The following is a 17,544-nucleotide window of genomic DNA, read 5'->3' on the forward strand; positions in this document are numbered from 1 at the left end:
CTTCGTAAAATGCAGCTTGGTTTGGTGCTGTTAATACTGGGTTGGGCCAATCAAACTATTGGTGACTTTGCCTGTGTGAGTAATACAAATTGCATCAATTAAACAATCGCGGGTGATATGCGTACCATCTAAGGCTAGAGGGTCAAACAGTTTCATATAAATATCTAACTGCTTATGGGTTTGAATCACATCCCGTTGTGTTGCGCGTTGTTCGCTCGGGCTTAATTCAAATGGAATAGACTGATCACGTTCGGCAGGTGATAGCATCATGAACTGTAGAAATTTTTGTGCCTGTTGTCCAAGCACAGTCGGATTTTGGGCTGCCAACTGTTTAATTTCAAGAAGTGCTTCGGGTGAAATATCTGTTTCGCCAAGGTAATGTTCAGAAATAAGTGAATTGCGGCTACCATGGAACAAAAACTCAGCATATTTAAATTTGAGTCGCTGTGCATCATCAATAAAACTGCTGTTTGGATATTGTGCAACATAATTTTGCCAAAATTGTGCGCGTTGTGACAGTTCACTCCAAGGAAGGTCTAAATTACCATTGGAAAAAATAGGATTTTGATTTTGTTTTGCTAAGGTCTCAAGAAAAATCTGTTCAGCTTTAGGGAGTTCGGGTGCAAAAAGTTCGAGTAAATATTTGGGTTGGCGGCGATACATAATGGTGCCATCCCCTGCATCGTATAACTCATAAAAGGCTTCACCCTGATGCTCAATTAAATAACGGTCACGCGGATTGAAGCTTGCAACATACTGTTGATGCAAAGTTGGATTGGTACTGTTATTTACTGCATATTGTTCAAATGCTTGCTGTTGTTCAGGGTTGCGCTCAGTGGCTAAAAAACGCTGATACATGGTGGTTGAGGCATAAATCAGTTGGGTTTTTTCGGCAAGCGTCATGTGTGCTAAGCACTGTTTGATACTGTGATTGACCTGATTGAGTTCGCTAATTTGACTTTGATTATTAATATTTTGCATTAATTCATTTAAGCGCTCACATAAAGGTTGTACCTTTGGCGTGGAAGCTGCAAGTGCGGGTTCATGCGCAGGTGGTGTGTTTTGTTGATGACAACCACTCATCAACAACACTGCAAAAATAGCGCAACCAAGGAACTTTACCTGCATAAATGAATCGACCTAACGTCATAACAGTAAATAATATTAATGCCGTCATTATGCCAAGATCAGCTAGAAAAGTTGTTGTAGTGTTGCAAGTTTTAGTGAGTAAAGTTTAGTCGTTTTGTTGGTTGTAGAACATTGATACATGATAATGATCAGAAAATGTCATCAAATCTTCACGATTGTTATGTTTAAATTCATCATCGCGTTCCTTGACTGTAAATTTTGGGAGAAATCTCTTGAGCTTAAAAAACCCCATGTTAGCACATCATATTTCCTCTCAATTTAATGAAGAGTTGCAGGAAGTAAATACCAAATTTATGACCATGGGCGGTATTGTCGAACAGCAAGTGACGCATGCGATTCATGCTTTATTAGACATGGATGTTAGCCTTGCTATGGACGTGCAATATACAGAAAAAACGGTTAATCATTTAGAACGAGAAATTGATGAGAGTTTGACTTTAATTTTGGCGCGCCGTCATCCTGCCGCCATTGATTTACGCATGGTGATTGCCATGAGTAAAGCCAATACAGACCTTGAGCGAATTGGGGATGAAGCCTCAAAAATTGCCAGTATTGCACAAAATTTATGTGAAGAAGGTGGTTCACCACGTGGCTTTATGGAAACACGTCATATTGGTAATCAGGTGCGGGTCATGATTCACGATGCCTTAGATGCCTTTGCACGTTTAGATGCCGAACAAGCGGTGAATGTATTACGTGCCGATGCAGACATTGATCGTGAGTATCAATCTGCAACCCGTACTTTAATGACGTATATGATTGAAGACCCACGTTATATTTCACGGGTACTCAATGTGCTGTGGGTGCTACGTTCTTTGGAACGGATTGGCGACCATGCCCGTAATTTATCTGAGCAAGTCATTTATATTGTGAAAGGTTTAGATGTGAGACATACCAGTGTCGATGAAATTGTGCAGCAGGTACATCGCCAATAATTGGTTCTTGTATGCAAAAAAAATCCTAGATTTTGGGGGAAATCTAGGATATCTAAAAGGGTATTACCATCAAGCATAATCATTGCTTAATGATGCTATTTTAATACCTTTTTATGGGATTATCCGTGTAGATCATGTGATCAGATGTTATTTTATATATACACAATGTAAAAACAGCAGCGAAGAGATCGCTGCTGTTTTATCGGTTGGTTTGCCAATTTGCTAAAATAGCTTATTTTTCGGCAGTCCAGCCTTCAGCTTTTTCAACGCTATCATCATTACTAAAAAACTTTTCGCGTTGTTCTTCTAAAAACTTTTTGGCATCTACGTCAAACACATTTAAACGTTTTTCATTAATCAGCGTGGTTTGGTGTTTTAACCATTCTTGCCAAGCTTGTTTCGAAATCGTTTCAAAAAATTCTTGCCCCTTTGCACCAGGGAATGGTGCAAAGTCGAGTCCATCTAAGTCTTGTTGATATTTACGGCAAAATACGTGTCTGCTCATGGCTTATCCTTGGTTATAAAGCGCAGCTAAACGCGTATGTGCACGTGCAATTGCCGCAGTCACTTGTGCAGGTGCTGTTCCGCCAATGTGGTTGCGTGCATTAACAGATGCTTCTAAAGTTAAGGCTTGTTCGAATACATCTGCGCTAATTAAGTTAGAGAACTGTTGTAATTGTTCAAGGGTTAATTCAGATAAGTCTTTGCTTTCTGCCACACCCAAAGCTACAGCTTTACCGACAATTTCATGCGCATCACGGAAAGCGATCCCTTTTTTCACTAAGTAATCGGCAAGGTCTGTTGCAGTTGAGAAACCACGTAAAGCGGCTTCACGCATAATCTCAATATTTGGGACAAGTGCAGGGATCATATCGGCAAAGGCCATGAGTGAGCCACGAACGGTATCAATTGCATCAAACAAAGGCTCTTTGTCTTCTTGGTTGTCTTTGTTATACGCCAATGGCTGACCTTTCATTAAGGTTAATAAGCTCATTAAATCGCCAAAAACACGACCTGATTTACCACGTACCAATTCTGGTACATCTGGGTTTTTCTTCTGCGGCATGATGGATGAACCTGTGCAGAAACGATCAGGAATTTGCACAAATTTAAATTGTGCCGATGTCCATAAAATTAATTCTTCCGACATGCGTGATAAGTGCATCATAATTAACGCTGCTGCCGCGTTAAATTCAATGGCAAAGTCGCGGTCAGATACCGCATCTAATGAGTTTTCAGATACCGCTTCAAAACCTAACAATTCTGCCGTATACGCACGGTCGATTGGGTAGGTTGTGCCTGCAAGTGCCGCCGAACCTAAAGGCATACGATTAACACGTTTGCGGCAGTCTTGTAGACGTTCGGTGTCACGCACTAGCATTTCGAACCATGCCAATAAATGATGACCAAAGGTTACTGGCTGTGCAGTTTGTAAATGGGTAAAACCTGGCATAATGGTGTTGGTGTTTTTTGCAGCCAGTGCCAAAATACCGTTTTGTAGGCGTTGTAATACCACCAAAATTGCATCAATTTCGTCACGTAAATATAAACGAATGTCGGTTGCAACTTGGTCGTTACGACTACGACCTGTATGTAGTTTTTTACCTGTAATCCCAATACGGTCGGTCAAGCGCGATTCGATATTCATGTGCACATCTTCTAAATCAATGCGCCATTCAAAGCTGCCTGCTTCAATTTGAGTTTGAATTTCAGTTAAACCTTGAACAATGTCGTTGCGTTCTGCTTCGGTCAGTACCCCAACTTTTGCCAACATGGTTGCGTGGGCAATTGAACCCACGATATCTTGTTTATAAAAACGTTGGTCAAATTGAACAGAAGCGGTAAATTCAGCAACAAATGCATCTGTCGCTTCACTAAAGCGACCACCCCACATACCAGACGTGGCTTGGGGATTATTTGAGGATTGAGAAGATGTGGTCATGGCGGCTCAGCAAAATAAAAAAGAGTATAGCAAAACCTGACTCGTTTGCCGATGGACAAGCGCTGTACATCAAAGCTGCATCGACTGGCGTACGTCAGGCACAATCTCGCTATTTTTTTACGAAAATTGGCCGTTGGCAATATTTAATCGAATTATTTTTGGCCAGTGCAGTTTTATCTGTGATGTTGGCTCTTGCCGAAGCCCAAACTTGGCAAGCATTACAGCTTGTGCGAATTATGCAAATTTTATTGTATTTGTATTGGGTTGAAGTGGTTTTTGCTTTTGTGGTCGATCGTTATCAGCAGAATTTAAGCCGCGTTTCTCACGCCACTGCACTTGGAGTTGGTTTTTGTATTTTAGAAAGCATCATTGTTTGTACCACCATTTTTTTAAATGGTCTAAATGTGATGTTGCAGCATCATCATGGTTTCTCATGGCAGGTTGAACAATTGTTTATAGGCCTGCCTTTGCATTTAGGCTATGGGTTGTTATTAGGCGTATTTTGCCTGCGCTATTTATATATTCGTGACCAATGGATGCGCCAGCAACATAGCGAATTACAAGCACGGATTCAGGCATTACAAGCACGAATTCAACCGCATTTTTTATTTAATAGCTTAAATAGTGTGGTGAGTTTAATTGCCATAGACCCAGACAAAGCCGAAGATATGCTGATTAATTTATCACGGCTATTTCGAGCCAGTTTGCAAGAACTCAAATTGGTTCCTCTGTGCGATGAAATTGAGCTATGTCGTCAATACATTGCCATAGAGCAAATGCGTTTGGGCGAACGCTTAGAGATGGATTGGCGTTTAGCACGGCCTGATGTGTTGATGGGCATACAAATTCCACTCCTCAGTTTACAACCGTTATTGGAAAATAGTATTTTTCATGGTGTTGAAAAAATGAGCGGGGCGTGTAAGATCAGTTTACTGATTGAAGTGTTAGAACAACAAGTCAATATTGTAATTAGCAACCATTATCCACTCAAACAACAGCGGCAGCGCCAAGGGCATGGATTAGCACTCGACAATGTCAAACAGCGTTTACGTGCTTATTATGGCTATGCGGCCGATATACGTTTTTTTGCGGTAGATGGCATATTTACCACTATTTTACGCTTTCCAACCCAAGTGGATCCAAAAATAGAATGATGTTGGGGACAAATAAGAAACATGAAAATTTTAATTTGTGATGATGAGCCTTTAGCGATTGCACGCTTATCTCGCTTAGTAACACAGCTCGGGCATGAAGTTGTGGCGACAGCAGAAAATGGGGCAGCGGTACAGGCTTTGGTTGAACAGTTACAGCCCGATGTCATTTTGCTCGATATTCAAATGCCTGAATTAGATGGTTTAACTTGTGCGAAAAATTTGGCACATTTAGCCTTTAAACCTGCCATTATTTTTTGTACTGCATTTGATCAGCATGCATTGGCGGCCTTTCAAGCACAGGCGCAGGCTTATTTACTTAAACCAATTGCTAAACAAGACTTAGAACAAGCCTTGGCGCATATTATACAACCTACTCAAGCGCAGCGTAGCCAATTTGGTACTACCGAACCAAACACGCGTTTAACTACCCAGACCACACCACAGCGTCAATTTATTACTGCGCGTTCACATCGTGGGGTTGAGCTGATCCCAATTGATGGTATTTATTATTTTTTAGCAGATCAAAAATATGTTTCGGTGCGTCATGCACAAGGTTTAGTGTTGATTGATGAAACCTTAAAAGAGCTTGAAATTGAATTTGCACAAAAATTTATCCGCATTCATCGTAATGCATTGGTATCGATTCACGACTTAGACGGTTTGGAAAATTTAGGCGCAGGACAGTATCAAGTTCGATTTCGGCACATTGACGAAAAATTGGCAGTGAGTCGCCGTCATTTGGCTGATTTAAGAGAAAAACTACAACAGTTATAGTGTTATGACACCTAAAAATGGTTCTGCTTTTGAAGTAGATGGCGAAAAACTTGCATTTTTATCGGATCAGGTTAAGTTTAATGCTTATTATTTTGCAAAATAGACAGAACAGCGATGAAGTGCCTAAAAATTGCCACCCGTCAAAGCCCACTCGCACTTTGGCAAGCAGAACATATTCAAGCGCGTTTAATGGCGTTATATCCTGAACTTAGTGTGGAATTGGTCAAATTTGTGACCCAAGGCGATAAAATTTTAGATACGCCATTGGCAAAAATTGGTGGCAAAGGCTTATTTGTCAAAGAACTTGAGCATGCTTTATTAGACGGGCGTGCCGATTTAGCGGTACATTCAATGAAAGATGTGCCGATGCAATTTCCCGAAGGTTTAAGCTTGGCCGTAATTTGTGAGCGTGAAGACCCAAGTGATGCTTTTGTTTCGAATGCTTACGCAAGTTTTAATGCACTGCCACAAGGTGCAGTGGTGGGAACCTCAAGCTTGCGCCGTAAATGCCAAATTTTGCAAGCACGCCCAGACTTAGTGATTAAAGACTTACGTGGCAATGTGGGTACCCGGCTTAGCAAATTAGATGATGGTTTATATGATGCGATTGTTCTAGCAAGTTCAGGCTTAAAGCGATTAGAACTTGAAAATCGTATCCGCCATGCATTAGATTTTGAGATGAGTTTACCTGCTGTGGGTCAAGGAGCATTGGGCTTAGAATGTCGGAGTAATGACCAAACAGTTTTAGAGCTAATTGCACCTTTACAACATTTAGACACTGAGCTTTGTGTGCGTGCAGAACGTGCCTTTAACACCACCTTAGAAGGGGGCTGTCAGGTGCCAATTGCAGGGTTTGCCTACTTAAAACAACAGCGTATTTACATGGAAGGGCGTGTAGGGAGTGTGGATGGAAAAACCTTGCTTAAAGTGCGTGGTGAAGCTACTGCCGAAATGCATGCCGCAGAAGCGCTGGGGCGTGACTTGGCACAGCAATTATTGGCACAAGGCGCGGCAGAATTGCTTAAAGCTTTGCATGACTAATGTTATTCATTAACACGCGCCCTGCCGAGCGGGCACATGTCCTGTCAAATTATGTGCGTGATTTGGGTATTCATGTGCTGGATTTACCGTTATTGGAGCTACGACCTATAGATTATAGTCCGATATTGGCACAGCTGTATCAACAGTTGGTGTTCAGCCAAGTGGTGGTGGTGGTGAGTCCAACGGCAGCCGAAATTGGTTGGGCATATTTAGCTAAAAGTGGCTTAACACTTGCTCAAGTGAGCCATTTAACTTGGATTGCTGTGGGGGCCGCCACAGCCAAATTTTTAGCACAGAAAGGTATTCAGGCAGTTGTGCCTACGCTAGAAAATTCAGAAGGCATGTTATCTTTGCCTATATTGCAGCAGTTGAATATGCAGCGAGTGGCTTTTTGGCGTGGCGAGGGTGGGCGACAATTCATGATGGATGCCTTACAGCAACGTGGTATCGAAATTTTAAATTTTATTTTGTACCGTCGTTATTTACCTGAAAATGCGCCCGTCATTTTTAAACAACAGCATGATTTTTTCATGCACTGTATGCCCAAAATTTATGTTTGTATAAGTAGTGAAGCCAGTTGGCGTAATTGGCAGCAGTTATGTCACAATTCGCGACAGTTGCTTTGTCAATGTCATTATATTGTGCTTGGTGAACGCTTATATCATTTAATTGCAAATGCGGTTGAATGGCAAAAAGAGGGACAAATTGTGGCATTGGCAAAATTAACGCCTGAAAACGTGGGGCAATATTTGTTAGCACAAGAAGGATTGGCATGAAAAAACGCGTTCTCATCGCGAGTTTAGTGGTGTTGGTGTGGCTCGCAAAAAATAGCTATGACCAGTGGCAAATCACTCAGCAAATGAATATTTTGCACACTCAAATGACACAACTTGAACAATCGAGTGCCAATTTGAATGACCAATGGGTGGCATTAAAACGCCAACCAACAGAAAATCCTGAAAAAGCAGCCATAGCAGCCAAGTCTGTTACAACGGAAAGCAGTGTGATTACGCCATTTAATCCTGTGGTAATGGTGAAACAACAATTACAATTGGTGCAGTTTGCTTTACAGCAACAGCAAAGTATTTATGCCTTTGAACAATTAACGCAATTACAAAAACAATTATCTACATATGCAATTGCACCTGCTTTACAGCAAAGCCTCGCACAAGGTATGACACAGGATTTACAACGGATTCAGCAATACCATGATCTACGGCAAGGGCAGCTTGACCAAGCCCATGCCTTATTTAGTTTAATCGATCAGCAGCTCAATCACCGTTTAAGCCAACCTCAGCAGGCTTATCAGCCAACAAATACGCACTTTTGGAGTCGGTGGCTGACGATTGAAACAGCTTCTACGCCAAAAACTGAGTTAATGAGTCAACGCTTAGTGTTAAAAGAAGCACAAATTCGCTTGTTGTTGGCACGACAAGCCTTTGATGCAGGCCTTGTGGATGAATACCAAAAAAGTGTGCAGCAAATTTTGGCATTATTACAACAAGCCCCTGCGGTTGATCAGCAGCAATTGACCCAAGCTTTAGCCAAAGCCAAGCAATTGCAAATAGCGGCGGTGCCAACGCTGAGCAGCATTGCGCTATTAAATTAGGAGGCTGTAGGTGAAGTATCTTTTACGTTCCTATTTATGGGTAACTTTGTTGTGTGTGACCGTACTGAGTGTGCTGAGCTATGGTTTCGGTGCAGGCTATGTATATATTTATTTACGGCATTGGCAAATTGAAAGCAATATTTGGGTCTTGATGATTGCACTTGGATTATGCAGTTTGATGGCACAATTATTGTGGTTAGGTGCGAAGCGTTACTTGATGCGTAAACAGCGTCAACAAGAACACGTCCTACATTTTGAGCAACTACACGCATATGAAAAACTTGCGGTGCTGAGTGTATTGGATGCTGAGCCAGAACAAAAAAAAATTTTGCAAGAAATCTATCAGCCATCTATTTTGTTAAAAGAAATTGTACAAGCCAATATGCTTTGGAAGTCGGGGCAGTCTGAACAAGCGTTATTGGTGTTAGAACAAAGTTCGAGCAGCGTATTTGAATTGGCTAGCCTGCAACGCATCGAAGTTTATTTGGCACAGGGTGATGGGCAGCAGGCACTGAGCCAATTAGAATTTTTATCACAACATGATTTATCGCCATGGCTAAGTGCAGTAGCGCAAGGGTATCAAAATAAATTAGAAAACTTATGGGGACAATTTGCGATCCAATTTCCGTGGCATTATTTGCATGCCAGTCAATTTGGGTTGTTAAAGCCAGAACATAAGACCCAATGGTTGCAACAAATTTTAACCCAATATGAGCAGGCCAGTTTAAATGACTTAGAGGCATTGCAAGCGCGTTATTATAAATTGCTAGAAACACAGAATTTAAGCTTGGTGCGTGAAAATAGAATTTTGTGGTTAAAAGTTTTAGCACGTATGCCTGATATGGCGGTACAACATACTCAATTGGCCGAAGACTTATTAAATGAATTATTTGACCAAGAGGTTTTTTATTTATGGTTTGAAAGCCAATGGTTAAAGCAGCAACCCGATTATGCAGATATTGAATCACACTTGGATATTTGGGAACAAAAATATACTCAATTACCAATTTTTGCTTTTAGTCGATGGCATATTTACCAAGCAACAGGGCGATTGCTTGAAGCAGAACAATTACTTCAGCTATTTCCAGATCACTTATTGATGAGTTATTTGCGAATTAAGGTTCAGTTACAAGGTCAGCCACAATTAAGTGAACAATTAAATTTATTATTTGAAGGTAATAATAATTACTTAAAAATTAATGTTTAGGAATATATATGACACATTTAGCTGATTTCCCCATTGTTTTTAATCAAAATGTTGCATGGGGCGATATGGATGCATTTGGACACGTCAATAATGTGGTGTATTACCGTTATATTGAGTCGGCACGAATTGAGTATTTAACGCATTTAGATTTATTTAATGAGCCATTATATGGTGTAGTTGCATCAAGTCAGTGTCAATATTTAAAACCTGTATTCTTTCCTGATCAATTAAAAATAGCCGCGCGTGTAGTTGAAATGCGTCAAAGTGCTATTCGGATGAGTTATGTGTTATGGAGTCAACAGCAGCAAAGCATTGTAGCAACAGGTGAAGCGGTGGTCGTGTTCGTAGACCAAGAGCAATTAAAGAAAACAGCAATTCCTGAATCGATTCGTCAAAAAATAATAGATTTAGAAACAGGGTTTTTACCAATAATTAAAATTACAACTTAATTGAATAAAAAGTATTTAAAGTTTGTTATTTTTTATAGAAAAGAATAAAAAGAAGTTTTGTATAAAATGGCGAATGTATCAGCTATACATTATTTGTAAGATTGATTATGATAAATTGTCAGTAAAGATTTTAAATTTTTTGGAGATTAAATCATGCCAGACATTAGTGCATTAAGTGTTGAAGAGTTAAAAAAATTACAACGTGAAGCTGAAGTTTTAATTGCGTCTAAAAAAGACCAAGCAATTCAAGATGCTTATAATCAAGTCATTGAAATTGCAGCTAAGCTCGATTTAAATATTGAACAATTATTAGAATATGGTGCACAAAAACGTAAAGTTACTGTGCGTAAAACTGTAGAGCCACGCTATCGTAATAAAAACAATGCAAGTGAAACTTGGACAGGTCGTGGTAAAAAACCACGTTGGTTAGCTGCTGAGTTAGGAAAAGGTGCAAAATTAGAAGATTTTCTTATCTAATTTTCCCTTAAATTGAAAAAAGGTATTAATGTATATTTAATGCCTTTTTTTTATGGATTTTTCAGTCGTATTTATTTTACATCACAGGCTTATTCAATGAATTTTGGCTTGAATGAACTGTCATTATTTTTATTTTTCGATAATAAAAAAGAGCTTAAAAATTGTTTTAATCATGCATGCTTAGAAATATCTACATACTTAGATTCAGCTTTAAACATGTTATGCTACGCTGAAAAGAAAATGGGGCATACAACATGAGTTGGACATTACAAGCACTTTCAGATGAACTCAATGGACAAGAGATTGTGATTGATCGCGATATGGTCGTAGGTCGTCATCAATCTACCGATATTGTGTTGCAATCTTCGGCAATTTCACGCCAACATGCGGTCTTTAATTTACAAAATGATGGTTTGTGGTTGAAAGATACAGGTTCATCGAATGGTACTTTTGTGAATGATTCACGCATTGAGCAAGAGACCTTATTGCAAGACCAAGACATTGTGCAATTTGCCCATCTTAAATTTTTACTGCTTGCACCTGTTGTTAAAGAAACTGTGATGGATGAGGTTATAGCGGCTGAAGTCACGGCGGCAGAAAAGATGAGTGAGCAAGGCATGCCAAGTTTGACCGAGCGTGCCGATACAATTGTAAATGCCCAAGGTATGCCACAAAAAGTTGCCATTCCTGTACCTGCGCCAATTCCAGCAGGTATTGATGTTCATGCTAAGTCTGAACCAACGCCTGTTCCGATTGTCACAGCACCGTCACGAGTTGAAGAAAAGATTGAAGAGAAAAAGAATGCTTCAGTCGGGCTAATAAGCATTATTATTCTAATCATCCTTGCGCTGATTGCATGGGCGGTATTGAAATAAACCAAAATCGAAAGGCATCTTAAGGTGCCTTTTTTGTTAAAAATAGGGATATAACAATGTCAATTAGTCAATTACCAACCCGTAATCTCATTCTGTTTGATTTAGATGGTACTTTAATTGATACAGCCGCAGATATGTACGGTGCAATGAACTTGGCTTTAGCGAAGTTGCAATTGCCGTTGGTAACCGAAGCACAGGTGCGTCAATGGGTGGGCAAGGGAACGGCGCAGTTGTGTGAGAGTGTATTGATGCATTTGACAGGTCGGCTTGAGCCAACTCAGCAACAGCAACTTATGCAACATTATTTGGCGTGTTATAGCGCAGGGCTATGTGTGAACAGTCAACCTTTTGCAGGAGTGGTGACATTTCTAAATTATTGCCAAGCACAAGGCATAGCAATGGCATGCGTGACCAATAAACCTGAAGGGCTCGCCAAGCAATTATTGCAACAATTACAACTCGATCATTATTTTGGTTTGACTCTTGGGGGTGACAGCTTGCCTGTGCGTAAACCAGATCCTTTGCCATTGTTACATGCTGCGGCATTTTTTAACTGCTCGCCTGAGCAAACCTTAATGATTGGTGACTCAAGTAATGATGTTGAAGCCGCAAGAAATGCCGGAATCGATTGTATCGTGATGAGCTATGGCTATAATCATGGAGAAGATATTTATGCTTGCCATCCACAGCAAGTGATTGATACTCTCGAAACCCTAATTGTGTCATAAATTTTGCTTTGGGAAGTCTGAAATGGAACACCTTCAAATTTTTCGATGGCGTCGCTCATTTAGTCGTAAATGAATCGCAGCGCTCAATTGAACTTTAATTTAAAAGGTATTTTTACATGATGACATCTCAAAAATTTGCGCTATTACAGCAGCAAGGCTACAACACCATTCCTGTGTATCGTCAGCGCTTAGCCGACACCGATACGCCATTGTCAATTTTTGCCCGTTTAAAAGAAAATCAACACGCTTATTTGTTTGAATCGGTTGAAGGTGGTGAAAATTGGGCACGCTATTCGATGATTGGTTTGGGTGAGTCGACCGTATTTTCCTGCAATAACGGTATTTTAAGCATTCAAGCTGCCGATGGACGTATTGAGCAGCAAGCGTGCCTTGATCCATTTAATTATATTCGTGAATTCCAAGCCCAATTTAAAGTTCCGACCAAAGCTGAGTTACCTGAATTACCGAATTTCACGGGTGGTTTGGTGGGTTACTTTGGTTATGATGCGGTACGTTATATCGAACCACGTTTGAAAAATGTACCTGCACAAGACCCTGTGGGTTTACCTGATATTTGGATGATGCTGTCTAAAACGGTGATTGTGTTTGATAACTTAAAAGACACGCTGTTTTTAATTGTCCATGCCGATGCCACGCAGCCAGATGCTTACCTTAAAGCACAGCAGCAGCTCGATGCATTAGAGGCACGTTTGGCAACCCCAATCAGCCTACAAGCCAAGCCACACACCGCGCCGCATTTCGAGTCGATTACAGGTAAAGAAAAATTCTTACAAACGGTAGAGAAAGTCAAAGATTACATCCGTGCGGGCGATGTGATGCAAGTGGTACCTGGACAGCGTATGGTGTCCGACTTTGATGGCGATGCTTTGCAAGTTTACCGTGCCTTACGTCATTTAAATCCATCGCCGTATTTATTTTTAGTACAAGGTCAAACTTTGGAAGAGGGTAAGCCCTTTCATGTGGTCGGTTCATCGCCTGAAATTTTATCGCGCTTAGAAGATGGTATTGCTACAGTAAGACCTTTAGCAGGCACACGACCACGGGGTAAAACCAAAGAAGAAGACTTGGCGCTTGAGCAAGATTTGTTGTCGGATGAAAAAGAAATTGCCGAACATCTCATGTTGATTGATTTGGGGCGCAACGATGTTGGGCGCGTGGCAAAAATTGGTAAAGTTCAAGTGACCGATAAAATGGTCATTGAGCGTTATTCGCATGTCATGCACATTGTATCGAATGTGCAAGGCGAGGTGCGTGACGATGTTGACGCATTAGATGTGTTTAAAGCAACTTTTCCTGCAGGAACGTTGTCGGGTGCACCTAAAATTCGTGCCATGGAAATTATTGACGAAGTAGAGCCTGTTAAGCGTGGCATCTTTGGTGGAGCAATTGGTTATTTGGGTTGGCATGGTGAAATGGATATGTCGATTGCCATTCGAACTTGTGTAATTCGTGATAATAAAGTTTATGTGCAGGCAGGGGCGGGGCTTGTTGCGGACTCAAATCCTGAATCTGAATGGAATGAAACCCAAATAAAAGCTCGTGCAGTGATCAAAGCGGTTGAATTATCATCAACTGGATTGATTTTATAAGTTTTTTGCAAAAATTTTGCAAAAAGGGCTTGCATCATTTTTAAGTTTTGCTAAACTGCACACCGTTCCGATACGAAACGTACGAAACACTAAGAAGCGCCGGCATAGCTCAGTTGGTAGAGCAACTGACTTGTAATCAGTAGGTCCACAGTTCGAATCCGTGTGCCGGCACCATTCTAAAGTTGTTTTGGTTGTGAGTAAAAGAATAGCACTGAAAGTAAGTGTGATATGGTGAGATTCCCGAGCGGTCAAAGGGAGCAGACTGTAACTCTGCCACGAAAGTTTCGAAGGTTCGAATCCTTCTCTCACCACCATTATTTTACTTCGATAAGTGGTTAATACCAACATTAAGCGGGAGTAGCTCAGTTGGTAGAGCGGTAGCCTTCCAAGCTACATGTCGCGAGTTCGACCCTCGTCTCCCGCTCCATCGAAGTATATTGCTCTTATAGCTCAGTGGTAGAGCACTCCCTTGGTAAGGGAGAGGTCTCGAGTTCAAATCTCGATAAGAGCTCCAGATTACAGTTTAGCGTTTTAACGCAATTTTAAAGAAAGCAGGCTTATTAGTCTGCTTTTCAAGTATTTGGTGTTTGGTTTTTTTAGGCGATGTGTCGAACTGTGTTGAATATACCTGTGTTCGACCTAAACGAGGAAAGTGAACATGGCTAAGGCTAAGTTTGAACGTAATAAACCACACGTAAACGTGGGCACAATTGGTCACGTCGACCATGGTAAAACAACTTTAACAGCTGCGATTGCAACAATCTGTGCAAAACACCACGGTGGTGAAGCGAAAGATTACTCGCAAATCGACTCGGCTCCAGAAGAAAAAGCACGTGGTATTACAATTAACACGTCTCACGTAGAATATGATTCTCCAATCCGTCACTACGCTCACGTAGACTGCCCGGGCCACGCCGATTATGTTAAAAACATGATTACTGGTGCTGCTCAAATGGACGGCGCGATCCTTGTATGTGCTGCGACCGATGGTCCAATGCCACAAACTCGTGAACACATCCTACTTTCTCGTCAGGTTGGTGTACCGTACATCGTTGTATTCTTAAACAAATGTGACCTTGTAGACGACGAAGAATTACTTGAATTAGTAGAAATGGAAGTTCGTGAACTTCTTTCTACTTATGACTTCCCAGGTGATGACACTCCAATCATCCGTGGTTCAGCTTTACAAGCATTGAACGGCAACGCTGACCAATATGGCGAGCCAGCAGTTCTTGCACTTGTAGAAGCGCTTGACTCTTATATTCCAGAGCCAGAACGTGCAATCGACAAAGCATTCTTAATGCCAATCGAAGACGTATTCTCTATTTCTGGTCGTGGTACAGTAGTAACTGGCCGTGTAGAATCAGGTATCGTTAAAGTTGGTGAATCAGTTGAAATCGTGGGTATCCGTGATACTCAAACTACAACTGTAACTGGCGTTGAAATGTTCCGTAAACTTCTTGACGAAGGTCGTGCGGGCGAGAACTGTGGTGTTCTTCTTCGTGGTACTAAGCGTGAAGACGTACAACGTGGTCAAGTACTTGCTAAACCAGGTACAATCAAGCCGCATACTAAATTCGACGCAGAAGTATACGTACTTTCTAAAGACGAAGGTGGTCGTCATACTCCGTTCCTTAACGGTTACCGTCCACAATTCTATTTCCGTACAACTGACGTAACTGGTGCGATCCAGTTGAAAGAAGGCGTTGAAATGGTAATGCCGGGTGACAACGTTGAAATGTCAGTAGAATTAATCCACCCAATCGCAATGGACCCAGGTCTACGTTTTGCGATCCGTGAAGGTGGTCGTACTGTAGGTGCTGGTGTTGTTGCGAAAGTAATTGCATAATCTCGCTACTTGCGTATTGAAACCGAGAACTTAGGTTCTCGGTTTATTTTATGGTCAGTATTTCAATAGTAAAATTTTGATCTTTAATTTATAAAAAAGTTGGGAAATTTTCATCCTGACTGATTTTTCAAAAATTGAAACTTGATGCTGGCTAAATTGTCTTATAAGATGCTGGCTCAATTGTCTTATAATAAGTCGCAAATTCTACGACGAGTAAACCCATGTCGAATGATCAATCGCGTGACGCATTCAATAATGCGCCAATTCCGCAAAGAAATACCACCGCTGAAGTTGTCCGTTCTGGTTCTGCGCTAGATGTTGTGCTTTGGATTATTGCACTTGTTTTGCTGATTTCGGCAACATTGGCAAATCAATACTTGCCTGCTTATTGGGCGCCGGCCAATGATGTTTGGGTGCGGGTCGGGGTAATTTCTGCTTGTATCATTATCGCTTTAGGTTTATTATACGCCACCCACCAAGGCAAAGGATTTATTCGTTTGCTGAAGGATGCGCGCGTAGAATTACGTCGAGTAACTTGGCCAACCAAGCAAGAAACAGTAACAACTTCGTGGCAAGTTGTATTGGTTGTTGTGATTGCGTCTATTGTGCTGTGGTGTTGTGACTACGCTTTGGGCTGGTTAGTGAAGTTGTTTATCGGGTAGGAAGCTATGAAACGTTGGTATATTATTCATGCCTATTCGGGTTATGAAAAGCAAGTGATGCGTTCGCTTAACGACCGAATTCTGCGTAGTACTGTTGCTGAGAGCTTTGGCGAAGTCCTTGTTCCGACTGAAGAAGTCGTGGAAATGAAGGATGGTAAAAAGCGCAAGTCTGAGCGTAAATTCTTTCCTGGCTATGTGTTAGTCGAAATGGATATGAATGAAGACACTTGGCACATTGTTAAAGAATGTCCAAAAGTGTTAGGTTTTATTGGCGGTACGCCTGAAAAACCTGCGCCAATTACGCAAAAAGAAGCAGATGCGATTCTTGCTCGCGTGCGTAATACTGGTGAAGCACCTCGTCCTAAGACGATGTTTGAGCCAGGTGAAGAATTATTGGTTATTGACGGTCCATTCACAGACTTTAAAGGTGTGGTGGAAGAAGTTCAATACGAGAAGTCACGTTTAACGTTGACGATTAACGTATTTAATCGTCCAACACAGGTTGAACTCGAGTTTCGCCAAGTCGAAAAAACGATTTAATTTGTTTTGGATGAAAAACGCCCGATTTGTCGGGCATTGTTATTACAGTGCATTTTGCGCTGTGCATGAAAATTGGGGAGCCTAACGGCGTTTGTACCCAGAGGTAATTGAAATGGCTAAGAAGATTGACGGCTATATCAAGCTGCAAGTTCCAGCTGGTAAAGCAAATCCATCTCCACCAATTGGTCCTGCTTTGGGTCAACGTGGTGTAAACATCATGGCATTCTGTAAAGAATTCAATGCTGCTACACAAAAACTTGAAGTTGGTTTGCCAATTCCTGTTGTGATTACTGTGTACAACGATAAGTCGTTCACATTCATCATGAAAACTCCACCTGCATCTATTCTTCTTAAGAAAGCTGCTGGTATCCAAAAGGGTTCATCTGTACCAAACAAAACTAAAGTTGGTAAGTTGACTCGTGCTCAATTGGAAGAAATTGCGACTACTAAAGAACCAGATTTAACTGGTGCTGATTTAGACGCACGTGTTCGTACCATCGCTGGTTCTGCACGTTCTATGGGCTTGGAAGTGGAGCTATAAGA

The 17,544-nt window shown here is 41.2% G+C and carries 19 protein-coding genes and 4 tRNA genes; 20 read left to right on the forward strand and 3 right to left on the reverse strand.

Annotated features, from left to right (window positions below):
* Nucleotides 1-30: 30 nt before the first annotated feature.
* Nucleotides 31-1,083 carry a hypothetical protein gene (locus tag FXN70_RS03420; protein WP_324646098.1) on the reverse strand — a complete coding sequence of 351 codons (1,053 nt, stop codon included), beginning with the start codon at nucleotides 1,081-1,083 and terminating at the stop codon, nucleotides 31-33.
* Between the two features lie 278 nt (nucleotides 1,084-1,361).
* Here FXN70_RS03420 and phoU point away from each other — a divergent pair, with 278 nt between their 5' ends.
* Nucleotides 1,362-2,084, forward strand: a complete 723-nt coding sequence (gene phoU, locus FXN70_RS03425) for a phosphate signaling complex protein PhoU (protein WP_324646099.1) — start codon at nucleotides 1,362-1,364, stop codon at nucleotides 2,082-2,084.
* A 232-nt stretch (nucleotides 2,085-2,316) separates the two neighbouring features.
* On the opposite strand, the gene FXN70_RS03430 is transcribed toward phoU, so the two are convergent.
* Nucleotides 2,317-2,589, reverse strand: coding sequence for an oxidative damage protection protein (locus FXN70_RS03430; RefSeq protein ID WP_324646100.1), 273 nt, complete (start codon nucleotides 2,587-2,589; stop codon nucleotides 2,317-2,319).
* Nucleotides 2,590-2,592: 3 nt separating this feature from the next.
* Nucleotides 2,593-4,026 carry an argininosuccinate lyase gene (gene argH, locus FXN70_RS03435; RefSeq protein ID WP_324646101.1) on the reverse strand — a complete coding sequence of 478 codons (1,434 nt, stop codon included), beginning with the start codon at nucleotides 4,024-4,026 and terminating at the stop codon, nucleotides 2,593-2,595.
* On the opposite strand from argH, the gene FXN70_RS03440 reads away from it, so the two are divergent.
* The 19 genes from FXN70_RS03440 to rplK all read left to right on the forward strand — a co-directional run bounded on the left by FXN70_RS03440 (nucleotide 4,017) and on the right by rplK (nucleotide 17,542).
* Complete coding sequence (locus FXN70_RS03440) at nucleotides 4,017-5,180, forward strand: sensor histidine kinase (protein WP_324646102.1); 1,164 nt, start codon at nucleotides 4,017-4,019, stop codon at nucleotides 5,178-5,180. The two genes, argH and FXN70_RS03440, sit on opposite strands and share 10 nt — an antisense overlap.
* 21 nt (nucleotides 5,181-5,201) lie before the next feature.
* Nucleotides 5,202-5,954, forward strand: coding sequence for a LytTR family DNA-binding domain-containing protein (locus FXN70_RS03445; RefSeq protein ID WP_324646103.1), 753 nt, complete (start codon nucleotides 5,202-5,204; stop codon nucleotides 5,952-5,954).
* A 114-nt stretch (nucleotides 5,955-6,068) separates the two neighbouring features.
* Nucleotides 6,069-6,995, forward strand: a complete 927-nt coding sequence (gene hemC, locus FXN70_RS03450) for a hydroxymethylbilane synthase (RefSeq protein WP_324646104.1) — start codon at nucleotides 6,069-6,071, stop codon at nucleotides 6,993-6,995.
* On the forward strand, nucleotides 6,995-7,771 hold the full coding sequence (locus FXN70_RS03455) for a uroporphyrinogen-III synthase (RefSeq protein WP_324646105.1): 777 nt from the start codon (nucleotides 6,995-6,997) through the stop codon (nucleotides 7,769-7,771). Before hemC ends, FXN70_RS03455 begins: the two co-directional genes overlap by 1 nt.
* Nucleotides 7,768-8,604 (forward strand): hypothetical protein, encoded by an 837-nt coding sequence (locus tag FXN70_RS03460; RefSeq protein ID WP_324646106.1) that lies wholly within the window; start codon nucleotides 7,768-7,770, stop codon nucleotides 8,602-8,604. The genes FXN70_RS03455 and FXN70_RS03460 overlap by 4 nt, the downstream gene beginning before the upstream one ends.
* A gap of 10 nt (nucleotides 8,605-8,614) precedes the next feature.
* Complete coding sequence (locus FXN70_RS03465) at nucleotides 8,615-9,811, forward strand: heme biosynthesis protein HemY (RefSeq protein ID WP_324646107.1); 1,197 nt, start codon at nucleotides 8,615-8,617, stop codon at nucleotides 9,809-9,811.
* Between the two features lie 8 nt (nucleotides 9,812-9,819).
* The gene (locus FXN70_RS03470; RefSeq protein ID WP_324646108.1) at nucleotides 9,820-10,260 is read left to right on the forward strand and encodes a thioesterase family protein; all 441 of its coding nucleotides are present in this window, start codon (nucleotides 9,820-9,822) and stop codon (nucleotides 10,258-10,260) included.
* A gap of 150 nt (nucleotides 10,261-10,410) precedes the next feature.
* Nucleotides 10,411-10,737, forward strand: coding sequence for an H-NS histone family protein (locus tag FXN70_RS03475; protein ID WP_324646366.1), 327 nt, complete (start codon nucleotides 10,411-10,413; stop codon nucleotides 10,735-10,737).
* A gap of 254 nt (nucleotides 10,738-10,991) precedes the next feature.
* The gene (locus FXN70_RS03480) at nucleotides 10,992-11,612 is read left to right on the forward strand and encodes an FHA domain-containing protein (RefSeq protein ID WP_324646109.1); all 621 of its coding nucleotides are present in this window, start codon (nucleotides 10,992-10,994) and stop codon (nucleotides 11,610-11,612) included.
* Nucleotides 11,613-11,668: 56 nt separating this feature from the next.
* Complete coding sequence (locus tag FXN70_RS03485) at nucleotides 11,669-12,340, forward strand: phosphoglycolate phosphatase (protein WP_324646110.1); 672 nt, start codon at nucleotides 11,669-11,671, stop codon at nucleotides 12,338-12,340.
* Nucleotides 12,341-12,456: 116 nt separating this feature from the next.
* Nucleotides 12,457-13,950, forward strand: a complete 1,494-nt coding sequence (trpE, locus tag FXN70_RS03490; RefSeq protein ID WP_324646111.1) for an anthranilate synthase component I — start codon at nucleotides 12,457-12,459, stop codon at nucleotides 13,948-13,950.
* Nucleotides 13,951-14,048: 98 nt separating this feature from the next.
* A tRNA-Thr gene (locus FXN70_RS03495) sits at nucleotides 14,049-14,124 on the forward strand.
* A gap of 56 nt (nucleotides 14,125-14,180) precedes the next feature.
* Nucleotides 14,181-14,264 (forward strand) — tRNA-Tyr (locus FXN70_RS03500).
* A gap of 37 nt (nucleotides 14,265-14,301) precedes the next feature.
* Nucleotides 14,302-14,377 (forward strand) — tRNA-Gly (locus FXN70_RS03505).
* A gap of 12 nt (nucleotides 14,378-14,389) precedes the next feature.
* Nucleotides 14,390-14,464: transfer RNA gene (locus FXN70_RS03510), tRNA-Thr, on the forward strand.
* 144 nt (nucleotides 14,465-14,608) lie between these two features.
* Entirely contained in the window at nucleotides 14,609-15,799 is a 1,191-nt protein-coding gene (tuf, locus tag FXN70_RS03515; RefSeq protein WP_324646112.1) for an elongation factor Tu, read from the forward strand.
* A gap of 221 nt (nucleotides 15,800-16,020) precedes the next feature.
* On the forward strand, nucleotides 16,021-16,461 hold the full coding sequence (gene secE / locus FXN70_RS03520) for a preprotein translocase subunit SecE (RefSeq protein ID WP_324646113.1): 441 nt from the start codon (nucleotides 16,021-16,023) through the stop codon (nucleotides 16,459-16,461).
* Between the two features lie 6 nt (nucleotides 16,462-16,467).
* Entirely contained in the window at nucleotides 16,468-17,001 is a 534-nt protein-coding gene (gene nusG, locus FXN70_RS03525) for a transcription termination/antitermination protein NusG (protein WP_324646114.1), read from the forward strand.
* Between the two features lie 112 nt (nucleotides 17,002-17,113).
* Nucleotides 17,114-17,542: a 50S ribosomal protein L11 gene (gene rplK, locus FXN70_RS03530; protein WP_004637639.1), complete on the forward strand. Its 429-nt coding sequence runs from the start codon at nucleotides 17,114-17,116 to the stop codon at nucleotides 17,540-17,542.
* The last annotated feature ends 2 nt before the right edge of the window (nucleotides 17,543-17,544 follow it).

Source organism: Acinetobacter sp. MD2 (assembly GCF_035615575.1).
Taxonomy (GTDB): domain Bacteria; phylum Pseudomonadota; class Gammaproteobacteria; order Pseudomonadales; family Moraxellaceae; genus Acinetobacter.